Origin of the sequence: Rhizobium sp. NFR07, from assembly GCF_900111905.1 — a bacterium.
Lineage (GTDB): Bacteria > Pseudomonadota > Alphaproteobacteria > Rhizobiales > Rhizobiaceae > Neorhizobium.
Genome location: NZ_FOKM01000007.1, coordinates 180,555 through 201,225 on the forward strand (window position 1 = coordinate 180,555; position 20,671 = coordinate 201,225).

A 20,671-nucleotide genomic window follows, 5' to 3' on the forward strand; every position below is an offset into this window, starting at 1 on the left:
TGCTTCGAGCACAGGCGATCCGATGTCATCTCCTTCGAATACCCACGACAGTGTGCCGGCCTCTTCCGATATCGGGCTGCTGGTAGCCGTTTTCGAAGCGGTCCCATTCCCGACGGCGTTGATCGACAGGGAAGGCCGTTTGCTCCACCTCAATCGGGCATTCGAGGCAGCATGGGGCGAAGCGCGACCGGCTCTCCTTGCCGATCTTATTCACCACGATGATCGCGAGACGCTACAAGCGCGGCTAAGGGCATATCGGGAAGGATGGAATACCGCGATTGAGCTGCGTCTGCCCCAATCGGACGGAACCCTCCGCTGGGCCAGCGTCACGCTTGCGAGCCCAGCCTCGATACGGGACGAAGCTGCCGCGATCGCCGCATCCTTTGCCGACGTGACGGCTCTCAAGCGGCAGATCTCCGAACTTGCCACCCTGGAATCCCGCTGGAACAATGCCCTGGTAAGCTCCGTCACGGGCGTATGGGACCACAACTGGGCAACCGGACACAAATACTATTCTCCGACATGGCGCCGGATCCGCGGGATGTCACTCGACGATCCCTTGCCCGCCAGCACCGACGCCTGGCTGGACCTTCTCCATCCGGATGATCGCGATCGCGTCCTGCATAGCATCGAGCGTCAGAATGCTGGCGATCCGGACTATGCGGTTTTCGACTACCGAGAACGACACAAGGATGGCCATTGGGTCTGGATCGAATGCCGCGGCAATTGCGTCGCGTGGGATGAGAACGGCATGCCGACCCATATCGTCGGCACCGATACCGATATCACCGCCCGAAAGCTGGCGGAGGAGGATGCCGCCCGCATGTCGCGGCGGCTGGACATGGCTTTGGAGATTTCCGGCGTCGGCGTATACGAGTGCGACCTGACCACCGGTGTCGTTGACTGGGACGAACGAATGTTCCGCATCTACGGCCTATCGCGGCGCGAGGATGTCAGGGTCGGCGGTCTTTGGGAGACGTTGCTGCATCCGGACGACGCGGAGCGCGTGCTCGCCAAGGTCGACGAGCATGTCCGCGAAGGCACCCGTTTTTCCGATCAGTACCGCGTGCTCCTTCGCGATGGCTCCGAACACATCATTCGCGCCCGCACCATGTCCTTCATCGACGGCAATGGTCACGAAATGACCGTAGGCGCCAATTGGGACGTCACCGATGACGTCCGGATGCATCGCGATCTCGAGCGGGCGAAAATTCTGGCCGAAGCGCGCAATATCGAACTCGAGGCAGCCAAGGAGCGGATCGAGCACAGCGCCATGCACGACTATCTGACCGAGCTGCCGAATCGGCGCTATCTGGACGAGATGCTCGACCGCATGAGTGCTGAATGCCGCCGCAGCGGCGATGGCATCGCCGTCCTTCACGTGGATCTCGACCGCTTCAAGCACCTCAATGACAGCTTGGGCCACGGCGCCGGCGATGCCATGCTTCGCCATACGGCCGAGGTGCTGCGATCGGCGGTGCGCAAACAGGATTTCGTGGCCAGGATCGGTGGAGACGAATTCGTGGTCGTCCTGCCCATAGAGGCTTCGGAGGCGCCGCTCTCGGAATCGGCAGACCGCATCATCGAGCGTCGGCAGACCGGTACCTTACGAAGGCTGCCATTGCCGCGTCGGCGCAAGCATAGGCGTCGCCAGCGACTTCGGCCGCGCCATCGACGTGCGCCAGCTCCTGAGAAACTCCGACATCGCTCTTTATCAGGCCAAGCGTCAGGGCCGTAATCGCTGTGTCTTCTTTTCGCCCCAGGCGCAGGCCAGCTGACCACGCCGACGTGCGTTGCCCGCCCTACTCGTTTTCGACGTGACGCGCGGCCTCGTTCAGCAGATCGACCATTTTGATCCGGATGTCCGTATCCGCGATATCGAGACCTGCCTCGGCAAAATCGTCTCTCAGTTTGCGGAAAACGTCCTCGTCGCCCGCCACGATAAAGTCGGCGACAACGACATCACGCGCATAGGCATGCGCATCGGTCTTTCCGAGCAGTCCGGCAGCCCATAGTCCGACCAGCAGGTTACGGCGCGCGAGCACCTTAAACCTAAGCTCCTCATCGTGGGCGAACATGTTCTCGAACGCTTTCTCACGATCACTCATTCCGCTCATTGCGAATTCCTCCCTGAATTCCGGCGAGACCTATAACGCCCGAAGCCGCCAATCGCTCCGTTCGATACCAGGCACCCGCCGACATACATTCGAAACCGACAAATTGCCGACGCATTTCAATGGCTAAACCGCAGTATTGGCAATAGCCGCCGGCACGACAGGCCGCCTGATCCCTGCCGCGGGAGCCTTGGCTTGATGGCCCAAAGCAATAACTGTCGTGGAAAATCGAAAGCTGTCGGACAACACCCAACAAACCAATGTAGCTTGTATGGGCTGATTCTATGTCCGACCAGTATCCGGCAATTTGCTTGCTCTGAGACGCCCGCATTGTGAAAACGAATCTTTTCCGATATGGGACCGCCTCAAACACGATCCACAGCGGCCTCCTGGCCGCCCACAACGAGACAAGAACATCATGAACCGTCGCCGCCGTATTTACGAAGGCAAGGCCAAGATCCTCTATGAAGGTCCGGAGCCGGGCACGCTCATCCAATTCTTCAAGGACGACGCGACCGCTTTCAACAAGAAGAAGCATGACGTCATTGACGGCAAGGGCGTGCTGAACAACCGCATCTCCGAGTATCTCTTCACGCACCTGAACAAGATCGGCATTCCGACGCATTTCATCCGCCGGCTGAACATGCGCGAACAGCTGATCAAGGAAGTGGAGATGATCCCGCTCGAGATCGTCGTGCGCAACGTTGCCGCCGGCTCGCTTTCGGAACGTCTCGGCATCGAGGAAGGCACCGTCCTGCCCCGCTCGATCATCGAATTCTATTACAAGTCCGACCAGCTTGCCGATCCGATGGTGTCCGAAGAGCACATCACCGCCTTCGGCTGGGCCAACCCGGCTGAGCTCGATGACGTCATGGCGCTGGCGATCCGCGTCAACGACTTCCTTTCCGGCCTTTTCCTCGGCGTCGGTATCCAGCTCGTCGACTTCAAGATCGAATGCGGCCGCCTCTACGAAGGCGACATGATGCGCATCATCCTCGCCGACGAGATCTCGCCCGACAGCTGCCGTCTGTGGGACATCGAGACGAAGGAGAAGATGGACAAGGACCGCTTCCGTCGCGATCTCGGTGGCCTCGTCGAAGCCTATGCCGAAGTCGCCCGCCGTCTGGGCATCATCAATGAGAACGAGCCGATCCGCGGGACCGGTCCGGTTCTGGTCAAGTAATCAAGGGGTATTCTAGTGATCAAGGCACGCGTGACCGTAACGCTCAAGAACGGCGTCCTCGACCCGCAGGGCAAGGCCATTGAGGGCGCGCTCGGCAGCCTCGGCTTCGACGGCGTTCACCAGGCCCGTCAGGGCAAGGTTTTCGACCTCGAACTCGACACTGCCGACAAGGCAAAGGCTGAGACTGACCTCAAGGCCATGTGCGAAAAGCTTCTGGCAAACACGGTCATCGAGAACTACACTATCGCAATCGACTAAAGGTTGCGGAGCGTGTGATGTCCGAAGTCACAAAGGAAATGCTCTACGAAGAAATGCTCAAGCTTGACGCGCGCAGTCAGCGCACGCTGGAAGCCCTGGAAGAACTTGTCTTGTTCATGAAAGAGACAAACCGGGAGCTAGCGGAAGGTCGAGCCAAAACCGAAGCACTGAAGAAGAAGCTCTTTGGTGATCGATTTGGGGCAAGCGGAGCGGTTCTTGACTGACATTTCACACGAATTCCTTACTGAACTGCTCAGGCGGCTTCACCAACGCGCGGACAAATCGGATGCGGCCATCCGGAACTTGCGTGACGAGATAAATGCAATGCGCCTGAATATGCAGGCGCAGCAAAGCGACATAAGCAATCTCTACAATGTGGTGCATCAGTTGGATGCACGCATGGAGAGGATCGAAAACCGCCTGGAACTGCGCGAGTTTCAGGAAGCCCAAGCAAGGTTTGAACCACAGCCATGAAGTCAGCCGTCGTCCAGCTCCCAGGCCTCAACCGCGATCGCGACATGATCGCCGCCCTCACCAAGATCTCCGGCAAGGCGCCGATCACCGTCTGGCAGACGGAAACGAGCATTCCCGATGACGTCGACCTGATCGTCATTCCGGGCGGCTTCTCCTATGGCGACTACCTGCGTTGTGGCGCCATCGCCGCTCGGATGCCGGTCATGCAGGCGATCAAGGAAAAGGCTGACAAGGGCGTCAAGGTCCTCGGCGTCTGCAACGGCTTCCAGATTCTCGTCGAAGCCGGCATGCTCCCGGGCGCGCTGATGATGAACGCCTCGCTGAAATTCGTCTGCAAGGAAGTGAAGCTCGAAGTCGTCAATGCGGAGACGGACTTCACCCGCGCCTATGAAAAGGGCCAGGTCATCCGCTGCCCGGTCGCCCACCACGAAGGCAACTACTTCGTCGATGCCGACACGCTGAAGAGCATGAACGACCAGGGTCAGGTCGTCTTCCGCTACGCCGAAGGCACCAATCCGAACGGCGCCATCGAAGACATTGCCGGCGTTGTCAACGCTCGCGGCAACGTGCTCGGCATGATGCCGCATCCGGAGAACCTCATCGAAGCGGCCCATGGCGGCAATGACGGCCGTGGCATTTTCGCCTCCGCCCTCGATGTCATCGCTGCGGCCTGATAGCCCCTCAAAAAGATCCGGGAACGCCATGCGGACTTCACGCCGTCTTTCGACTGCCCTCTCCCTCGTCGTTCTCGGCGCCGCTCTTGCGGCATGCCAGTCAAAGCCCGTGGTACAATCGAGCCCATCGGCCCTGGACGTTATGGAAAAGGTCGCAGTCGCGGCTAACCGCTGCTGGTTCAAGTCCGGTGATGCCGCTTTCAAGTCCTATGCATTTGCACCGGAACTGACGTCTTTCTCCGGACGTCCACGCATTCTCCTGACCCGTAAGGGCTCGGCGGACATCCGGCCGCTTCTCGTCGTCCAGGCAGAGGGAAAGCCTGCCCAGCTCAGCGCCTTCGGACCGCTGATGAACGAGCCCGTCGCAGGCCGCATCAATGGCGATGTGAAGCGTTGGGCGGCAGGCAATTCAGGCTGCTAAAGGAACGGCCCATCCGGCGGTTGGGAATGCCGAATGGGCCGCGCTCACCTGCTTTGCCAGCAGGAACTTCCAGATACCGTCAGAGAAACCGGGACCTTGCAGCTTCCCTCTTTGCGTCGACGCGGCTGATGCCGATATCACGCAATTGCTCGTGGCTCATGTCGAGCAGGGCCTGCCGGCCTTTTCGACGCGCGAACCAATTCTCCAGCCTGTCGAACACTCCGCCGATCCTGCCGCGCCGCACCGACATGGCTGCCGGAGCCAGCAAGTCGCGGGCTACGAAGAATACGGATTCCCGCTGATAGGCGTCCGGATAGATTGTATCGATTGTCACCAGATATTCATCGAGCTTGCGCATGTCACACCTTCCTGTCCTGCGCTGCAGTTGGTGCAATCTAGATAGATTGACTCAAAGACGGATACAATGTAGTCAATTGTCACTATGACAACTTGGCTCCCCGACATAAGCGAAGGCTCCGGCCCGCTGTATATCCGTCTCGCCGACCAGATGGAAAAGGCGATATTCGACGGACAATTGCCTGCCGGCGGCAAGCTGCCGCCTCAGAGAAATCTGGCCTATGACATAGGGGTGACAATCGGGACAATCAGCCGAGCCTACTCCCTCCTGCACGAGCGCGGGCTTGTCAGTGGCGAGGTAGGACGCGGCACTTACGTGCTGGAGCACAACGAGGCAGCCCCTCAGGAACATCAGGATCCGGTCACCGCGAGCCTTGCCGGCACCCGGCCGCTCCATACGCCTGAAGACAAGATCCGCTTCGACAGCACCGCCGCCCCGGATGTCGGACAGAGCGAGATCATTTCCGCGCTCCTTCAGGACATCATGCGTGATCACCCGCTAGAGGTCGCAGGCTATACCCGCAGCTTCCCGGATCGCTGGCAGCAGGCCGGTGTAAGCTGGCTGGCTTATGGCGACTGGGCACCGCAGGCGGATGCCCTCGTGCCGACGCTCGGCGCCCATGCCGGCATCATGGCCATCATCACCGTCCTCACCAATCCCGGTGACCGCATCGTCTTCGAGCACATGACCTATTCGCAGGTCAGTCGCGCAGCGGGACTTGTCGGGCGCCGCATCTCGCTGGTCGCTTCCGATGAATACGGAGTGCTGCCGGATGATTTCGAGCGCGCCTGCGTCCAGCAGCATCCGAAGATCGCCTTCTTCATGTCGTCGGCGCAGAACCCGACGCTCGCCACCATGCCCGAAGACCGGCGCCGCGCGATCGCCGAGATCGCCCGCAAGCACAATGTCTGGCTGATCGAGGACAATCTCTATGGCGCAATGGACAAGAAGGACATTCCGCTGATCGCTGCGCTTGCGCCCGAGCGTACCTTTGTCATCGACGGACTGTCCAAATCCGTCTCGGCCGGAGTTCGGGGCGGCTGGGTTGCCTGCCCTCCCCACTTCGCCCAGCGTGTCCGCATCGCCCACAAGATGATCACCGGCGGCCTGCCGTTCCTGCTGGCGGAGCTCAGCTCACGGCTCGTGCTGAGCGGCGAGGCCGAGGCGATTTGGGACCGCTGCAGGATAGAGATCAACGCCCGCGAGGCCATGGCGCGCGACGTTCTCGCGGGCTATGACTTCAAGTCGAGCCCGGACATCCCGTTTTTATGGCTGAAACTTCCCGAGCCCTGGCTTTCCGCCACCTTCAAGAACGCCGTCTATGCTGATGGCGTGCTGCTGGATGACGAGGACGAGTTCAGGGCCGGCCGCTCCGACAGGATCACTCACCGGGTGCGCCTCGGTTTCTCGCAGCCGCGTTCGCGCCAGGAAGTGGCCCGCGGACTAAAGATCGTCAGAAGCCTTCTGGACAGCGGCTCGGCCGGCTACGACAGCGTCGCCTAGGCAAACCGCGGCCAGTTCCCGCCGCCCCGCCACGCCCTATCCCCGACCATTCCCCGTCACGGCTGATTTTCCTATCGCACTCGTGGAATAGTTAGGTTAAAGAGGCCCAAAAGCCCCGACCGGCAGCCATCCCAGGATAAAAGATGACGATCTCCAATTCCCGCCAGATCACCCCGGAACTCATCGCCTCCCACGGCCTCAAGCCCGACGAATACCAGCGCATCCTGGACCTGATCGGCCGCGAGCCGAGCTTCACCGAACTCGGCATCTTCTCCGCCATGTGGAACGAGCACTGCTCCTACAAGTCCTCCAAGAAATGGCTGCGCACGCTGCCTACCAAGGGCCGCCGAGTCATCCAGGGCCCGGGCGAAAACGCCGGTGTCGTGGATATCGATGACGGCGATGTCGTGGTCTTCAAGATGGAGAGCCACAACCACCCGTCCTATATCGAGCCCTATCAGGGTGCGGCGACCGGCGTCGGCGGCATCCTGCGCGACGTCTTCACCATGGGTGCGCGCCCGATCGCCGCGATGAACGCGCTCCGCTTCGGCGCTCCCGATCATGCCAAGACCAAGCACCTCGTCTCCGGCGTCGTTGCCGGCGTCGGCGGCTATGGCAATTCCTTCGGCGTTCCGACCGTCGGTGGCGAGGTCGAATTCGACCCGCGCTATAACGGCAACATCCTCGTCAACGCCTTTGCAGCCGGCCTCGCCAAGTCGGACGGTATCTTCCTGTCGGAAGCCAAGGGCGTAGGTCTTCCGGTCGTCTATCTCGGCGCCAAGACCGGACGTGACGGCGTCGGCGGCGCGACCATGGCATCGGCCGAATTCGACGAGTCGATCGAAGAAAAGCGCCCGACCGTCCAGGTCGGTGACCCCTTCACCGAAAAGTGCCTGCTCGAGGCCTGCCTTGAGCTGATGAAGACCGGCGCCGTCATCGCCATCCAGGACATGGGTGCCGCTGGCCTCACCTGCTCGGCCGTCGAAATGGGCGCCAAGGGCGACCTCGGCATCGAGCTTTATCTCGACAAGGTTCCTGTCCGCGAAGAGCAGATGACGGCCTATGAAATGATGCTGTCGGAAAGCCAGGAGCGCATGCTCATGGTTCTCGAGCCGTCCAAGGAAGAAGTCGCCAAGGCGATCTTCGTCAAGTGGGGCCTCGACTTCGCCATCGTCGGCAAGACCACCGATGACCTGCGTTTCCGCGTTATCCATCAGGACGAGGAAGTCGCCGACCTGCCGATCAAGGATCTCGGCGACCAGGCGCCGGAATACGACCGTCCGTGGATCCAGCACAACGGCCGCGAGCCGCTGCCCGCGTCCCAGGTCGCTGAACCTTCCGACTACAATGACGCGCTGTTGAAGCTCGTCGGTTCGCCGAACCAGTCCAGCCGCCGCTGGGTATGGGAGCAGTATGACACGCTGATCCAGGGCAATTCGCTGCAGCTGCCGGGTGGCGACGCCGGCGTCGTGCGCGTCGAGGGCCATGCGTCGAAAGCGCTCGCCTTCTCCTCCGACGTCACGCCGCGTTACGTCGAAGCCGATCCGTATGAAGGCGGCAAGCAGGCGGTTGCCGAATGCTGGCGCAACATCGTCGCCACCGGCGCAGAACCGCTGGCTGCGACCGACAACCTCAACTTCGGCAACCCGGAAAAGCCGGAAATCATGGGCCAGCTCGTCGGCGCCATCAAGGGCATCGGCGAGGCCTGCACGGCACTCGACTTCCCGATCGTCTCCGGCAACGTCTCGCTCTACAACGAGACCAACGGTATCGCCATCCTGCCGACCCCGACCATCGCCGGCGTCGGCCTCCTCGGTGACTGGCAGAAGATGGCAAAGGTCGGCTCCGCCAAGGACGGCGACGTGCTGATCATGATCGGCACAGATGGCAGCCATCTCGGCTCCTCCGTCTATCTGCGGGACGTTCTCGACACGATTGATGGTCCCGCGCCGACCGTCGATCTCGTCGCCGAGCGCCGCAACGGCGAATTCGTTCGCGCCGTCATCCGCAATGCCCAGGTCACCGCCTGCCACGACATTTCGTCCGGCGGCCTCGGCGTGGCACTTGCCGAAATGGCGATAGCATCGGGCAAGGGCCTGAATGTCAGCCTCAAGGATCAGCAGGGTCCGTCCCACGCGCTCCTCTTCGGTGAGGACCAGGCTCGCTACGTGATCGCGGTTCCTGCCGACCTTGCAAACTTCGTCCAGGCCAGCGCCGAAAGCGCCGGCGTTCCGTTCCGCACGCTCGGCAAGATCGGCGGCGACCGCCTCGTCGTCGAAGGCGTCATCGACGTCGCCGTTTCCGAACTGACGGCAGCGCATGAGGAATGGTTCCCGGCCTTCATGGCCTGACCGAAGTCCTCGGGCGGAACTCGAAACAAATACAATGCCGACGAGTACCACTCGCCGGCATTGTCGCTTTGACCGCGCGGCTCGTTTGGGGCAGTGTTCTTCCGAGCGACTGGTCTGGAACGATTCCAGGTCTTTGAGGAAAAGGACACAACAAAATGCCCATGCGACCCGGCGAAATCGAAGACATGATCAAGGCCGGAATACCCGGCGCCAAGGTGACCATCCGCGATCTCGCCGGCGATGGAGATCACTACGCCGCCGAAGTCGTCGCAGAAGCGTTCCGCGGCAAGACCCGCGTACAGCAGCACCAGATGGTCTACGAGGCGCTGAAGGGCAACATGGGCGGCGTCCTGCATGCGCTTGCCCTACAGACCTCCGCCCCGACGGATTGAAGCCATGAGTGATCTCGTCAGGCAGATTGTCACCGGCGTGGTCGAAAGCGTCGTCAAGGAACTTCTCGGCAAGTCCCACGGCAAGACGGCCAGCAAGCGCAAGAAGCGTCAGGCTCGTGCGGCGGAAGGCCGTTCGGCGACGACCGGGCGTTTCGTCAAGAAAACGACGCGTTCGCGCGCTGCGAAACCGGCAAAGAAACAGGTCAGCAAGCGCCGCACGGTCACAAGCCGCAGCAAGCAGCGCAGCCGCTAGACTTGCTGCCACACCATTTCGGCAAAGCGAAAAACAGCCTTCGCTTTTGCCGCGATAGCGCTGGAATTAGTAAGCTTCCCTTGCTATCTAGAGCAGGACAAGCGCAGCGGTCCTTGAAACCGCATGTGAAAGGATAAGATATGAGCGGTATTCACGATTTCATCGATAACGAAGTGAAGACGAACGACGTCGTTCTCTTCATGAAGGGCACCCCGCAGTTCCCACAGTGTGGTTTCTCCGGCCAGGTTGTCCAGATCCTGGATTACATCGGCGTGGACTACAAGGGCGTCAACGTCCTGGCCGACGCCGAAATTCGCCAGGGCATCAAGGATTACTCCAACTGGCCGACCATTCCGCAGCTTTATGTAAAGGGCGAATTCCTCGGCGGATGCGACATCGTCCGTGAAATGTTCCAGTCGGGTGAACTCAAGACCCATTTCGAAGGCCAGGGAGTGAGCGTGCGCGGCGCTGCCTGATCGCCACCGCACCCCTTATTGCCGCCAAGTTTGAAGGCGCCGCCCCCGCGGCGCCTTTCCCATTGTTTAGGAAAGAGCTGTGACAAATTCTTCACAAACTACGCCAGCCAAATTGCAGGGCATGGGCAAGGTGCAATTCATTGGAATGATGGCAGCTCTGATGGCGCTCAATGCGCTCGCCATCGACATCATGCTACCGGGTCTGCAGCAGATCGGCGCGGCGCTCGGTGTGGAGAATGAGAACCACCGCCAGTATGTCGTCTCGGCCTACCTCTTCGGCTTCGGCATAGCGCAGCTCTTCTACGGTCCGATTTCCGACCGCTTCGGCCGCCGCAAGCCGCTCCTGATCGGCCTCGGCATATACATCGTTTCGGCGATCTCCGTCGTCTTTGTCCCTTCCTTTGCGGGCCTGCTTCTCCTGCGCTTCACCCAGGGGATCGGCTCGGCCGCAACCCGCGTCATCTCCGTTTCGATTGTCCGTGACGTGTACGGCGGTCGTGCGATGGCGGAAGTCATGTCGCTGATCATGATGGTCTTCATGATCGTGCCGATCATTGCGCCCGGAACCGGCCAGCTCGTGCTGTTCTTCGGCGACTGGCACCTGATCTTCGTTTTCATCGCCATCGTCGGCATCATCGTCACGGCCTGGGTCAACAAGCGCCTGCCGGAAACGCTTGATCCTGCCGACGTGCGCCCGCTGACCGCTTCGTCCATTCTCGGCGGCTTCATGATCGTGCTGACCAACCGTGTCGCTCTCTGCTACACGCTCGCCAGTACCTTCATCTTCGGCGCCCTGTTCGGCTTCATCAATTCGGCTCAGCAGGTCTATGTCGGCATCTACGAACTCGGCGTCTGGTTTCCGGTCGCCTTTGCCGCGGTGGCACTGTTCATGTCCGTATCCGCCTTCCTCAACTCCCGTTGGGTCGGCAAGCTCGGCATGCGCCGGCTCTCTCACGGCGCGGTGATAGGCTTCGTCGGCGTCACGTTCCTGTGGCTTTCTGTCCAGCTCATCTCGTCTGAGCCGATGCCCTTCCTGCTGTTCCTCACCTTCTTCGCACTCGCCATGTTCCTGTTCGGCCTCATCGCGTCGAACTTCAACTCGCTCGCCATGGAACCGCTCGGTCATGTCGCGGGTACGGCCTCGTCCGTACTGGGCTTCATGGGCACTGTCGGCGGCGCCATAATCGGTGCGTCGATCGGCCAGGCCTTCAACGGCACGGCGACACCAATGGTGGCCGGTTTCTTTACCGTCTCGGTGATCGGACTGGTGTTCGTGCTGATCGGCGAGAGGGGAAAACTCTTCCAGCCGCACAATCCGCGGGTCTGACTGTAGCGACTACTTGCAAAGAAAAAGGCCGGAGCGATCCGGCCTTTTCTCTTTTTACTTGTCCGACCAGGATCAATGTCCGATAATCTCGTTGCGCAGTTCCTGCCAGCTTTCCTTGTCGGTTGCCGCCAGCAATCCGCCTTCCACATGATGGGGCAGATAGGGTGATCCGTCGAGCCGAGCGACATAACCACCGGCCTCCGTTGCGATCAGCGTGCCCGCAAGATGGTCCCAGGGCATCAGCTTGTTGTAGAGCACGAACTGCACATGGCCGCTGGCAAAGGTGCGGTATTCATGGGCCGCGCAGCGATAGCTCGCGAACATCCGCACCTTGGCGAGATTGGAGAGGATCCGCTCGCGTTCGTCGCCGTAGAAATAACCGGCGGATGCCATGCCGACCATATCCGCGATCGGCTTCGGCTTGTCGACCGACAGTCGGATGGCCTCGCCGCCCGGCCGGCGCAGGAATGCGCCTGCGCCCTTCTCCGCCATGATCCAGTCATCGCCCATCGGGTCATAGATGACCCCGGCAACCGTCTCGCCCTTCCAGACGACAGATGCCATGACGCCGAATGCCGGTATGCCGGACGCAAAATTGAACGTGCCGTCCACCGGATCGACCACCACGGCGAAATCCGTATCCGCGAGCTTGCCGAGCAGAGCCGGATCGGCCGCGACCGATTCTTCGCCGATGAACAGCGCGCCGGGCGCGAATGCATCGAGTTCGCGGCGGATCATCCGCTCAGCGGCCTCGTCCGCCTCCGTGACAAGGTCGGAAGGCTCGCTTTTCGCGCGAACATCATCGCCTCCCAGCCTGCGGAACCGGGGCAGAATCTCGGTCTTGGCGGCGAGGCGCAAAAGGTCGGCGAGCTTCGTGAAGTCGAGCGGCAAAGTCATTCGAAATCCAATCTTCTGTTCTTGAAATCAGTCGGCGGGATTGGCCGAGAGGCCGGAAAAGTCGAAGAGCTTGGGGTCCATGAGGTGGGACGGGTTCACATGTGAGAGCGCCCGCAGCATCGCGTCCTTGCGGCCCGGCATGCGGGTCTCGATATCGGCAAGCATCTCTTTCATCGCATTGCGCTGCAGACCGTCCTGCGAACCGCAGAGGTCGCATGGGATGATCGGGAATTCCATGGCGGCCGCGAATTTCGCCAGGTCGTCCTCGGCGCAATAGGCGAGCGGCCGCAGCACCATCAGGTCGCCTTCGTCATTCAGCAGCTTGGCCGGCATGCCGGCCAGGCGCCCGCCATGGAAGAAGTTCATGAAAAAGGTTTCGAGAATATCTTCCCGGTGATGGCCGAGCACCAGCGCCTGGCAGCCCTCCTCGCGCGCGATGCGATAGAGATTGCCGCGGCGAAGCCTGGAACAGAGCGAGCAATAGGTTCCGCCCGCCGGCACCTTTTCCTTCACGATCGAATAGGTGTCTCGGTATTCGATGCGATGCTTCACGCCGATCGATGCCAGATAATCCGGCAGGATATGTTTCGGGAAATTCGGCTGTCCCTGGTCGAGATTGCAGGCGAGCAATTCCACGGGCAGCAAGCCGCGCCACTGCAGGTCGAGCAGCACTGCGAGCAGCGAATAGCTGTCCTTGCCGCCCGAGAGCCCGACAAGCCAGCGCTTCTGGTCCTTCAGCATGCCGAAATCGTCGAAGGCCTGGCGCACCTGCCGCAGCAAGCGCTTGCGCAGCTTGTTGAACGAAACGGAGCTTGGCGCTTCCCTGAACAGCGCCGGCACCAGGCCGTCGACCACCTCATCCAACTCGTCCGCGATATTGGCGTTCACGCCCATGCCTGTCCCTCATTGCATCGGATCCAAAACCCTCAACCGGTTTCTCAAGATCTGATACGTAGTTCCTAATATAACGCGCCTTTCGCACATCGATATGAATGCGTAGCGCCATAAAGCGAAAAGCGGGCATCGCCCGCTTTTCTAAGTCACTCAGGCTCCGAGTGCGGCAGCCACTGCTTCCAGCGCTTCGTCCGCCTTGGCGCCGTCCGGCCCGCCGGCCTGGGCCATGTCAGGCCGTCCGCCGCCGCCCTTGCCGCCGAGAGCGGCAGATGCCACCCGCACCAGATCAACAGCGCTGAAGCGCTCGATGAGATCTGGCGTCACCGCCACAACCGCGCTGGCCTTGCCGTCTTCCGACACGCCGATCAGCGTCACGACGCCCGAACCGAGCGATGCCTTGCCTTCATCCGCAAGGCCCTTGAGGTCCTTGGCGTCGATGCCGGCCAGTGCCTTGCCCATGAACTTGACGCCGGCGATCTCGCGAACGTCATCGGCAGAACCGCCCTGCCCGCCGCCCATGGCGAGCCGGCGCTTGGCATCCGCCAATTCCTTTTCGAGCTTGCGACGCTCGTCGACCAGTGCCTCGACGCGGGCAACGACTTCCGACGGCTGAACCTTCAGCGCGCCGGCCAGCGTCTTCACGCGCTCATCCTGCTCGGAGAGATAGGCACGAGCAGCCTCGCCCGTCACCGCCTCGACGCGACGAACGCCGGCGCCGACGGCACTTTCGGAAAGGACGCGAACGAGACCGATATCGCCGGTCGCATTCACATGCGTGCCGCCGCAAAGCTCGATCGAGTAGGGCTTGCCGGCCTTCGGGCCATCGATTGCCTTGCCCATGGAAACGACACGCACTTCGTCGCCATACTTTTCGCCGAACAGTGCCATTGCACCTTCCGCGATGGCATCGTCGACGCTCATCAGACGCGTCGTTACCGGCGCATTCTGGATGATGATGGCATTCGCCATGTCTTCGACCCGCTGCAGCTCTTCCGCAGACATCGGCTTTGGATGCGACACGTCGAAACGCAGGCGTTCCGGCGCCACCAGCGAGCCCTTCTGGGCCACGTGGGTGCCGAGCACTTCGCGCAGTGCCTCATGCAGGAGGTGGGTCGCCGAGTGGTTGGAACGTAGGCGCGAACGGCGCGCATGGTCAACCGTCAGGGCCACGGCGTCGCCAACCTTGAGCGTGCCCTCGGCAACCTTGGCCACATGCACGAACAGGCCTTCGCCCTTCTTCTGCGTATCCAAGACGTTCACGTTGGCATGATCCGTCGAGATGACACCGGTATCGCCCATCTGGCCACCCGACTCACCGTAGAACGGCGTCTGGCTGACGACGATCTGGACATCCTCGCCGGCTGCAGCACTATCGACAGCCTTGCCGTCGCGTACGATCGCCTGGACCACGCCTTCGGCCGTCTCGGTGTCGTAACCGAGGAACTCGGTCGCACCGAACTTCTCCTTCAGCTCGAACCAGACGGTCTCAGTCGCCTTGTCGCCGGAACCGGCCCAGTGCGACCGCGCTTCAGCCTTCTGGCGCTCCATCGCGTCGGTGAAGCCGGCAATGTCGACGCCGATCTCGCGGGCGCGCAGCGCGTCCTGGGTCAGGTCGAGCGGGAAGCCGTAGGTATCATAGAGCTTGAAGGCGGTTTCGCCGTCCAGCATGTCGCCCTTGTCGAGATCGGTCGTCGCGTCGGAGAGCAGCGACAGGCCGCGTTCCAGCGTCTTGCGGAAACGGGTTTCCTCGAGCTTCAACGTTTCGGACGTCAGCGCCTCGGCACGCACCAGTTCAGGATAGGCGCGGCCCATCTCCTGAACCAGCGTCGGCAGGAGCTTGTACATGACCGGCTCTTTCGCGCCGAGCAACTGCGCATGGCGCATGGCGCGGCGCATGATGCGGCGAAGCACGTAACCGCGGCCTTCATTCGACGGCAGAACGCCGTCGGCTATCAGGAACGCGGAAGAACGCAGGTGGTCGGCGATGACGCGATGGCTGGCGCTGCCCTCCGCCTTGACGCCCATGACGTCCTCGATCGTGCCGATCAGCGTGCGGAACAGGTCGGTATCGAATACGCTCTGCTTGCCCTGCAGCACGCAGGCCATGCGCTCGAGACCCATGCCGGTATCGATCGACGGGCGCGGCAGGAGCGAACGCTCGCCTGGAGCCGTCTGCTCGAACTGCATGAAAACGAGGTTCCAGAATTCAAGGAACCGGTCACCATCTTCCTCCGGCGAACCCGGAGGGCCACCCCAGACGTTTTCGCCCTGGTCGATGAAGATCTCCGAGCACGGGCCGCAAGGACCGGTATCGCCCATCTGCCAGAAATTGTCGGAGGTCGCAATGCGGATGATCTTGTCGTCGGAGAAACCGGCGATCTTCTTCCACAGCGTCGCAGCTTCCTCGTCCTCGGAATAGACGGTGACCAGCAAGCGGCTCTTCGGCAGATCGAACCCTTCGGTGACCAGCTTCCAGGCAAGCTCGATGGCCTGCTCCTTGAAATAGTCGCCGAAGGAGAAGTTGCCGAGCATTTCGAAGAAGGTCAGGTGCCGGGCCGTGTAGCCGACATTGTCGAGGTCGTTATGCTTGCCGCCGGCGCGCACGCATTTCTGCGAGGTCGTCGCAGTGGTGTAAGGGCGCTTTTCCAGACCGGTGAAGACGTTCTTGAACTGCACCATGCCGGCATTGGTGAACATCAGCGTCGGGTCGTTGCGCGGCACCAGCGGGCTGGACGAAACGACCTCGTGTCCGTTCTTGCTGAAATAGTCGAGGAAGGTCGACCGGATGTCATTCACGCCGCTCATGCTACGCCCTTTTCAACCGCCGATGCGGTACCATAATTTCAAGTCCAGAGGCTTGTATCTTCCACTTCCACCACTGTCCAGCCGAACACAAAAAACCGGCCGCACATCTTCAGATGGCGGCCGGCAACCGTAAGCGGCTAGGATGTCTGGCGGATATCCCGAGTGCGGCGGAACCGCTTACTTATCTCAAAGATTACAGATCGTCGTCGGAGCCGCCTTCGGTCGCATCCGGACCGCCGTTTTCGAGGAAACGGTCGGCGATCAGGCCGGCATTCTGGCGCAGCGACATTTCGATCTCGCGGGCGAGTTCCGGATTGTCGCGCAGGAAGGTCTTGGCGTTTTCGCGACCCTGGCCGAGACGCTGGCTATTATAGGAAAACCAGGCGCCCGACTTCTCTACGATACCGGCCTTGACGCCGAGGTCGACGAGTTCGCCCGTCTTGGACACGCCTTCACCATACATGATATCGAATTCGACCTGCTTGAAGGGAGGCGCCATCTTGTTCTTGACGACCTTGACGCGGGTCTGGTTGCCGACCACTTCCTCACGCTCCTTGACCTGGCCGATACGACGGATGTCGAGGCGCACCGAGGCGTAGAATTTCAGGGCGTTGCCACCGGTCGTCGTTTCCGGCGAGCCGAACATGACGCCGATCTTCATACGGATCTGGTTGATGAAGATGACCATGCAGTTCGACTTGGAGATCGAAGCGGTCAGCTTGCGCAGCGCCTGGCTCATCAGACGAGCCTGAAGACCCGGCAGGCTGTCGCCCATCTCGCCTTCGATTTCGGCGCGTGGCGTCAGGGCAGCGACCGAGTCGACGACGAGTACGTCGACTGCACCGGAGCGAACCAGCGTGTCGGTGATTTCCAGAGCCTGCTCGCCGGTATCCGGCTGCGAGATCAGGAGGTTCTGCAGATCGACGCCGAGCTTGCGGGCATAGACCGGATCGAGCGCGTGTTCAGCGTCGACGAAGGCGCAGATGCCGCCCTTCTTCTGGGCTTCAGCAATCGTCTGCAGCGCAAGCGTCGTCTTGCCCGAGCTTTCCGGACCGTAGATCTCGATGATGCGGCCCTTCGGCAGGCCGCCGATGCCGAGCGCGATATCGAGGCTGAGAGAGCCGGTCGATACCGTCTCGATCTCGACGAGATTCTCATTCTGCCCGAGCTTCATGATCGAGCCTTTTCCGAAGGAACGCTCAATCTGCGATAGTGCCGCTTCCAGGGCCTTACTCTTATCCACGCCTTTTTCCTCTACGAGCCGCAATGTGTTCTGTGCCATGAGATCCCACCTTTAGGTTATTGCCGCCGCGCAAGCAATCAAGCAGCCGATGGGATATTCGTACTCATTTTGTTCTCATTTGGCAAGGGTCATTTAAACCCTTGTGGGAAAATCGTTATTTCCATTCCGTTCTACGAACGTTCACGTATAGCTGCCGTAATAGAAACATTCGCAAAATCAGAGAGTTCGCAACGATCCCGAGACGGCGATTCGCGCTGGGTGAACCTGCCATCTCATTCCGAATCGAGCATCTCCCGAACCGCCACCGCAAGCTGCTTCAGCGAGAACGGCTTCGGCAGGAAACCGAACTTGGCATCCGCCGGAAGGTTTCGCGCGAAAGCGTCCTCCGCATAACCCGACACGAAGATGAACTTCAGGTCAGGATAGGATTTGCGCAATTCGGTCAGCAGCGTCGGCCCGTCCATTTCAGGCATGACCACGTCGGAGACCACGATGTCGACCTTGCCCTCGAGCTCATCCATGATGTCGAGCGCCTCGGTGCCCGAACCTGCCTCGTGAACGGTATAGCCACGCGTTTCCAGCATCCGCTTGCCGCCCCGGCGCACGGCCTCCTCGTCCTCGACGAGGAGAACGACCGCAGAATTGCCGGTAAGATCGAGCGGCTCTGCCGTCGAGGCAGCGGGTGCAGCTTCGATTTTCGCGATGCTCGCTGCAGCGGCTTCCGCAGCAGGCGCCTGCGGCAGGATATCCGGCACATGACGCGGCAGGAAGATCCGGAAGCTGGTGCCCCGGCCCACTTCCGATTCGGGATAGAGGTAACCACCGGACTGCTTGACGATGCCATAGACCATGGAGAGGCCGAGACCCGTGCCCTTGCCGACTTCCTTGGTGGTGAAGAACGGCTCGAAGATCTTGTCCATGATTTCGGGCGGAATGCCGGTCCCGTTGTCCGAGACCTCGACCATGACGAAATCGTCTGCCGGCAGTTCCGCCTGCTGGAAGCCAGAAGCTTCCTGCGAGGTCACGTTGCGGGTCTTGATCAGGATCGTACCGCCGCCCGGCATCGCGTCGCGCGCGTTGACGCAGAGATTGATCAGCACCTGCTCGAACTGCGACAGATCCGTGCGCACCGGCCAGAGATCCCGACCATAGTCCACCTCCAGCTTGACGTTGGTGCCGGAGATCAGCCTGTCGACCAGCATGCGCAGGTCGCCGACGACGTCCGTCAGGTTGAGCACGGCCGGGCGCATGGTCTGCTTGCGCGAGAAGGCCAGGAGTTGGCGCACCAGCACCGCGGCTCGGTTGGCATTGCGCTTGATCTCCATCAGGTCGGCGAAGCTCGCGTCGGAGGGCCGCGCCTGCAAAAGGAGATGGTCGGAAGAAAGCAGGATCGCCGTCAGCACGTTGTTGAAATCGTGCGCGATGCCGCCTGCCAATGTGCCGACGGCATTCAGTTTCTGCGTCTGCGCCATCTGCGTCTCGAGCGCCTTCTGCTCGGTCGTCTCTACGGCGTAGACGATCGCCGCCTCTTCCGGCGCCTCGTCGCTCTCGTCGATCACCGCGTTGACGTAGAAGCGCACATAGCGGTTCTCGTCGGCGGGATGGCGCGATTCGATCGGCGCGATATCGCCCTGTCGGTCCTTGGCAGCGGCAAGCGCATCCATGAGCTGTTCGCGCGAGCCATCATGCGCGATCCGGTCGAGCTGCACGCCGGCATCGACATCGTCACGCGACACCGCGCCGGAAAACAGCCGCAGGAACGGCGCATTGATCCGAAGAATTTTGCCGTCGCCGTCGACAGACGCGATCGCCATCGGCGTATTGTTGAAGAAGCGTGTGAAACGCATTGCCGATGCCGACTGGTCGCCTTCGGCATTCTTCGACCGCATCAGCACGACGGTACGGCTTTCGCCCGGCGCTCCGTCCCGGGCGGCGCTAACGCTGTGAACCAGGCGTGCCGGCACGCTCTGGCCGTTGGTGCGGCGCATGTCGAGATCAAGCGTCTCGGTGCGCTTCAGTCCGGGGGCGGGCTGAACCGACTGGATCAGCGCCATCCCCTCGCCCGCCACAAGATCGGACATGCTCATCGAACGGGGCGTAAATTTCGTCAGGTCGACACCCAGCCACTCCGCCAGCGTCGCATTGATATAGAAGACCTCGCCCTTGCGACCTGCAGAGAAAAAGCCGACCGGCGCATGGTCGAGATAATCGATGGCATTCTGTAATTCGCGGAAGAACCTTTCCTGATCGTCCCGCTCCGACGTGATGTCGGTGATCTCCCAAATATCGAGGGCGTTCCTGCCGCCGCCCGTGCCGAGCAGCCTAGCTTTCAGGCGATACCAATGGGCTTCCGAATTGTTGCCATTGCTTCGGCCGAGCGGCTGCAGCAGCCGAAATTCCTCATGCCCCTCGCGCCCTTCGCGAAGTGCTGTCGTCAGGCGATAGAGCGCCTCGGTGGATTCGCGGGTCTTGGAAAGCAGCGTCTCGAGGGACTGCACGCTTCGTCCGCTCGCGGCTCCCGTCATGCGGCCATAGGCGGCATTCGCATAAACGACGCGGCCTCTGGCATCGGTAACGACGATGCCGTCCGGATGATTGGCGAGAAAACTGCGCGCCAGCTCGTCTGAACGAGATTGCGGCATCACTTCGACAAGGCCGATCAGTGACGACACGATGAAGAAAATGCCGACCATGGCAAGGATGCCGAGCAGGCCGAGCACCACCTCGTTGTCCAATGCGCGCTGGAAGACTACAAAGGCGATAGCAACGCCAAGCAGTACGACCGCCAGCAGGATGATCCGTACGGCAGTGCCGCCGCGCGCTCCGCGATTGACCAGCGGCGCTTCGTCGTTGCCGGCCTTCGGCGACCTCGTCATCAATACCTCACGTTCCGCAGCGCTCAAGGCGCCGAAGCCGCGGTGCGCACCGAATGTGAGCCCGCGATTCTCTCTTAGCAATTTGCGGATGTCGCAAAAAGCTCCACGACTTGATAAAACACGGGACAGGCCGGTTCCGCGCCCTATCTGTGCAGCCTCAGGGTGATAATTA

19 protein-coding genes and 1 pseudogene are annotated in these 20,671 nt (G+C 61.2%); 13 read left to right on the forward strand and 7 right to left on the reverse strand.

Features of this window, described 5'->3' with window-relative positions:
* Positions 1-22: 22 nt before the first annotated feature.
* Positions 23-1,778 (forward strand): annotated as a pseudogene (locus BM216_RS16565) (diguanylate cyclase).
* A gap of 24 nt (positions 1,779-1,802) precedes the next feature.
* Here BM216_RS16565 and BM216_RS16570 read toward each other — a convergent pair.
* Positions 1,803-2,117 carry a DUF1476 domain-containing protein gene (locus tag BM216_RS16570; RefSeq protein WP_093000308.1) on the reverse strand — a complete coding sequence of 105 codons (315 nt, stop codon included), beginning with the start codon at positions 2,115-2,117 and terminating at the stop codon, positions 1,803-1,805.
* A gap of 415 nt (positions 2,118-2,532) precedes the next feature.
* Between BM216_RS16570 and purC the strand changes: the two genes are divergently transcribed.
* The 6 genes from purC to BM216_RS16600 are packed head-to-tail and all read left to right on the forward strand — an operon-like array spanning position 2,533 to position 5,124.
* Positions 2,533-3,297 carry a phosphoribosylaminoimidazolesuccinocarboxamide synthase gene (gene purC, locus BM216_RS16575; protein WP_093000309.1) on the forward strand — a complete coding sequence of 255 codons (765 nt, stop codon included), beginning with the start codon at positions 2,533-2,535 and terminating at the stop codon, positions 3,295-3,297.
* Between the two features lie 15 nt (positions 3,298-3,312).
* Positions 3,313-3,555 (forward strand): phosphoribosylformylglycinamidine synthase subunit PurS, encoded by a 243-nt coding sequence (gene purS / locus BM216_RS16580; protein ID WP_093000310.1) that lies wholly within the window; start codon positions 3,313-3,315, stop codon positions 3,553-3,555.
* A gap of 17 nt (positions 3,556-3,572) precedes the next feature.
* Positions 3,573-3,779, forward strand: coding sequence for a hypothetical protein (locus BM216_RS16585; RefSeq protein ID WP_093000311.1), 207 nt, complete (start codon positions 3,573-3,575; stop codon positions 3,777-3,779).
* Positions 3,772-4,029 (forward strand): hypothetical protein, encoded by a 258-nt coding sequence (locus BM216_RS16590; RefSeq protein ID WP_093000312.1) that lies wholly within the window; start codon positions 3,772-3,774, stop codon positions 4,027-4,029. Before BM216_RS16585 ends, BM216_RS16590 begins: the two co-directional genes overlap by 8 nt.
* Positions 4,026-4,703 carry a phosphoribosylformylglycinamidine synthase subunit PurQ gene (purQ, locus tag BM216_RS16595; protein ID WP_093000313.1) on the forward strand — a complete coding sequence of 226 codons (678 nt, stop codon included), beginning with the start codon at positions 4,026-4,028 and terminating at the stop codon, positions 4,701-4,703. Before BM216_RS16590 ends, purQ begins: the two co-directional genes overlap by 4 nt.
* A 28-nt stretch (positions 4,704-4,731) precedes the next feature.
* Positions 4,732-5,124, forward strand: a complete 393-nt coding sequence (locus BM216_RS16600; RefSeq protein ID WP_093000314.1) for a hypothetical protein — start codon at positions 4,732-4,734, stop codon at positions 5,122-5,124.
* Positions 5,125-5,203: 79 nt separating this feature from the next.
* Here BM216_RS16600 and BM216_RS16605 read toward each other — a convergent pair whose 3' ends face one another.
* Positions 5,204-5,482, reverse strand: a complete 279-nt coding sequence (locus tag BM216_RS16605) for a DUF1127 domain-containing protein (RefSeq protein ID WP_093000315.1) — start codon at positions 5,480-5,482, stop codon at positions 5,204-5,206.
* A gap of 84 nt (positions 5,483-5,566) precedes the next feature.
* Between BM216_RS16605 and BM216_RS16610 the strand changes: the two genes are divergently transcribed.
* The 6 genes from BM216_RS16610 (at position 5,567) to BM216_RS16635 (ending at position 11,784) form a co-directional block, all read left to right on the forward strand.
* The gene (locus BM216_RS16610) at positions 5,567-6,985 is read left to right on the forward strand and encodes an aminotransferase-like domain-containing protein (RefSeq protein ID WP_093000316.1); all 1,419 of its coding nucleotides are present in this window, start codon (positions 5,567-5,569) and stop codon (positions 6,983-6,985) included.
* A 143-nt stretch (positions 6,986-7,128) separates the two neighbouring features.
* Positions 7,129-9,336, forward strand: coding sequence for a phosphoribosylformylglycinamidine synthase subunit PurL (purL, locus tag BM216_RS16615; RefSeq protein ID WP_093000317.1), 2,208 nt, complete (start codon positions 7,129-7,131; stop codon positions 9,334-9,336).
* A gap of 155 nt (positions 9,337-9,491) precedes the next feature.
* On the forward strand, positions 9,492-9,728 hold the full coding sequence (locus tag BM216_RS16620; RefSeq protein WP_093000318.1) for a BolA/IbaG family iron-sulfur metabolism protein: 237 nt from the start codon (positions 9,492-9,494) through the stop codon (positions 9,726-9,728).
* A gap of 4 nt (positions 9,729-9,732) precedes the next feature.
* A complete protein-coding gene (locus tag BM216_RS16625; RefSeq protein WP_093000319.1) occupies positions 9,733-9,981 on the forward strand; it encodes a hypothetical protein in 249 nt (82 codons plus the stop codon).
* 140 nt (positions 9,982-10,121) lie between these two features.
* Positions 10,122-10,457 (forward strand): Grx4 family monothiol glutaredoxin, encoded by a 336-nt coding sequence (gene grxD / locus BM216_RS16630; RefSeq protein WP_093000320.1) that lies wholly within the window; start codon positions 10,122-10,124, stop codon positions 10,455-10,457.
* Between the two features lie 121 nt (positions 10,458-10,578).
* The gene (locus BM216_RS16635) at positions 10,579-11,784 is read left to right on the forward strand and encodes a multidrug effflux MFS transporter (RefSeq protein WP_093000321.1); all 1,206 of its coding nucleotides are present in this window, start codon (positions 10,579-10,581) and stop codon (positions 11,782-11,784) included.
* 72 nt (positions 11,785-11,856) lie between these two features.
* Here the strand turns inward: BM216_RS16635 and BM216_RS16640 are convergent, their stop codons facing one another.
* The 5 genes from BM216_RS16640 to BM216_RS16660 all read right to left on the reverse strand — a co-directional run bounded on the left by BM216_RS16640 (position 11,857) and on the right by BM216_RS16660 (position 20,499).
* The gene (locus tag BM216_RS16640; protein ID WP_093000322.1) at positions 11,857-12,681 is read right to left on the reverse strand and encodes an inositol monophosphatase family protein; all 825 of its coding nucleotides are present in this window, start codon (positions 12,679-12,681) and stop codon (positions 11,857-11,859) included.
* A 27-nt stretch (positions 12,682-12,708) separates the two neighbouring features.
* The gene (gene ttcA, locus BM216_RS16645) at positions 12,709-13,575 is read right to left on the reverse strand and encodes a tRNA 2-thiocytidine(32) synthetase TtcA (RefSeq protein WP_093000323.1); all 867 of its coding nucleotides are present in this window, start codon (positions 13,573-13,575) and stop codon (positions 12,709-12,711) included.
* Positions 13,576-13,725: 150 nt separating this feature from the next.
* Entirely contained in the window at positions 13,726-16,380 is a 2,655-nt protein-coding gene (gene alaS, locus BM216_RS16650; protein WP_093000324.1) for an alanine--tRNA ligase, read from the reverse strand.
* 193 nt (positions 16,381-16,573) lie between these two features.
* Positions 16,574-17,662 (reverse strand): recombinase RecA, encoded by a 1,089-nt coding sequence (gene recA, locus BM216_RS16655; RefSeq protein ID WP_093000325.1) that lies wholly within the window; start codon positions 17,660-17,662, stop codon positions 16,574-16,576.
* A gap of 233 nt (positions 17,663-17,895) precedes the next feature.
* Complete coding sequence (locus BM216_RS16660) at positions 17,896-20,499, reverse strand: cell cycle histidine kinase CckA (protein WP_093000326.1); 2,604 nt, start codon at positions 20,497-20,499, stop codon at positions 17,896-17,898.
* Positions 20,500-20,671: the final 172 nt, after the last annotated feature.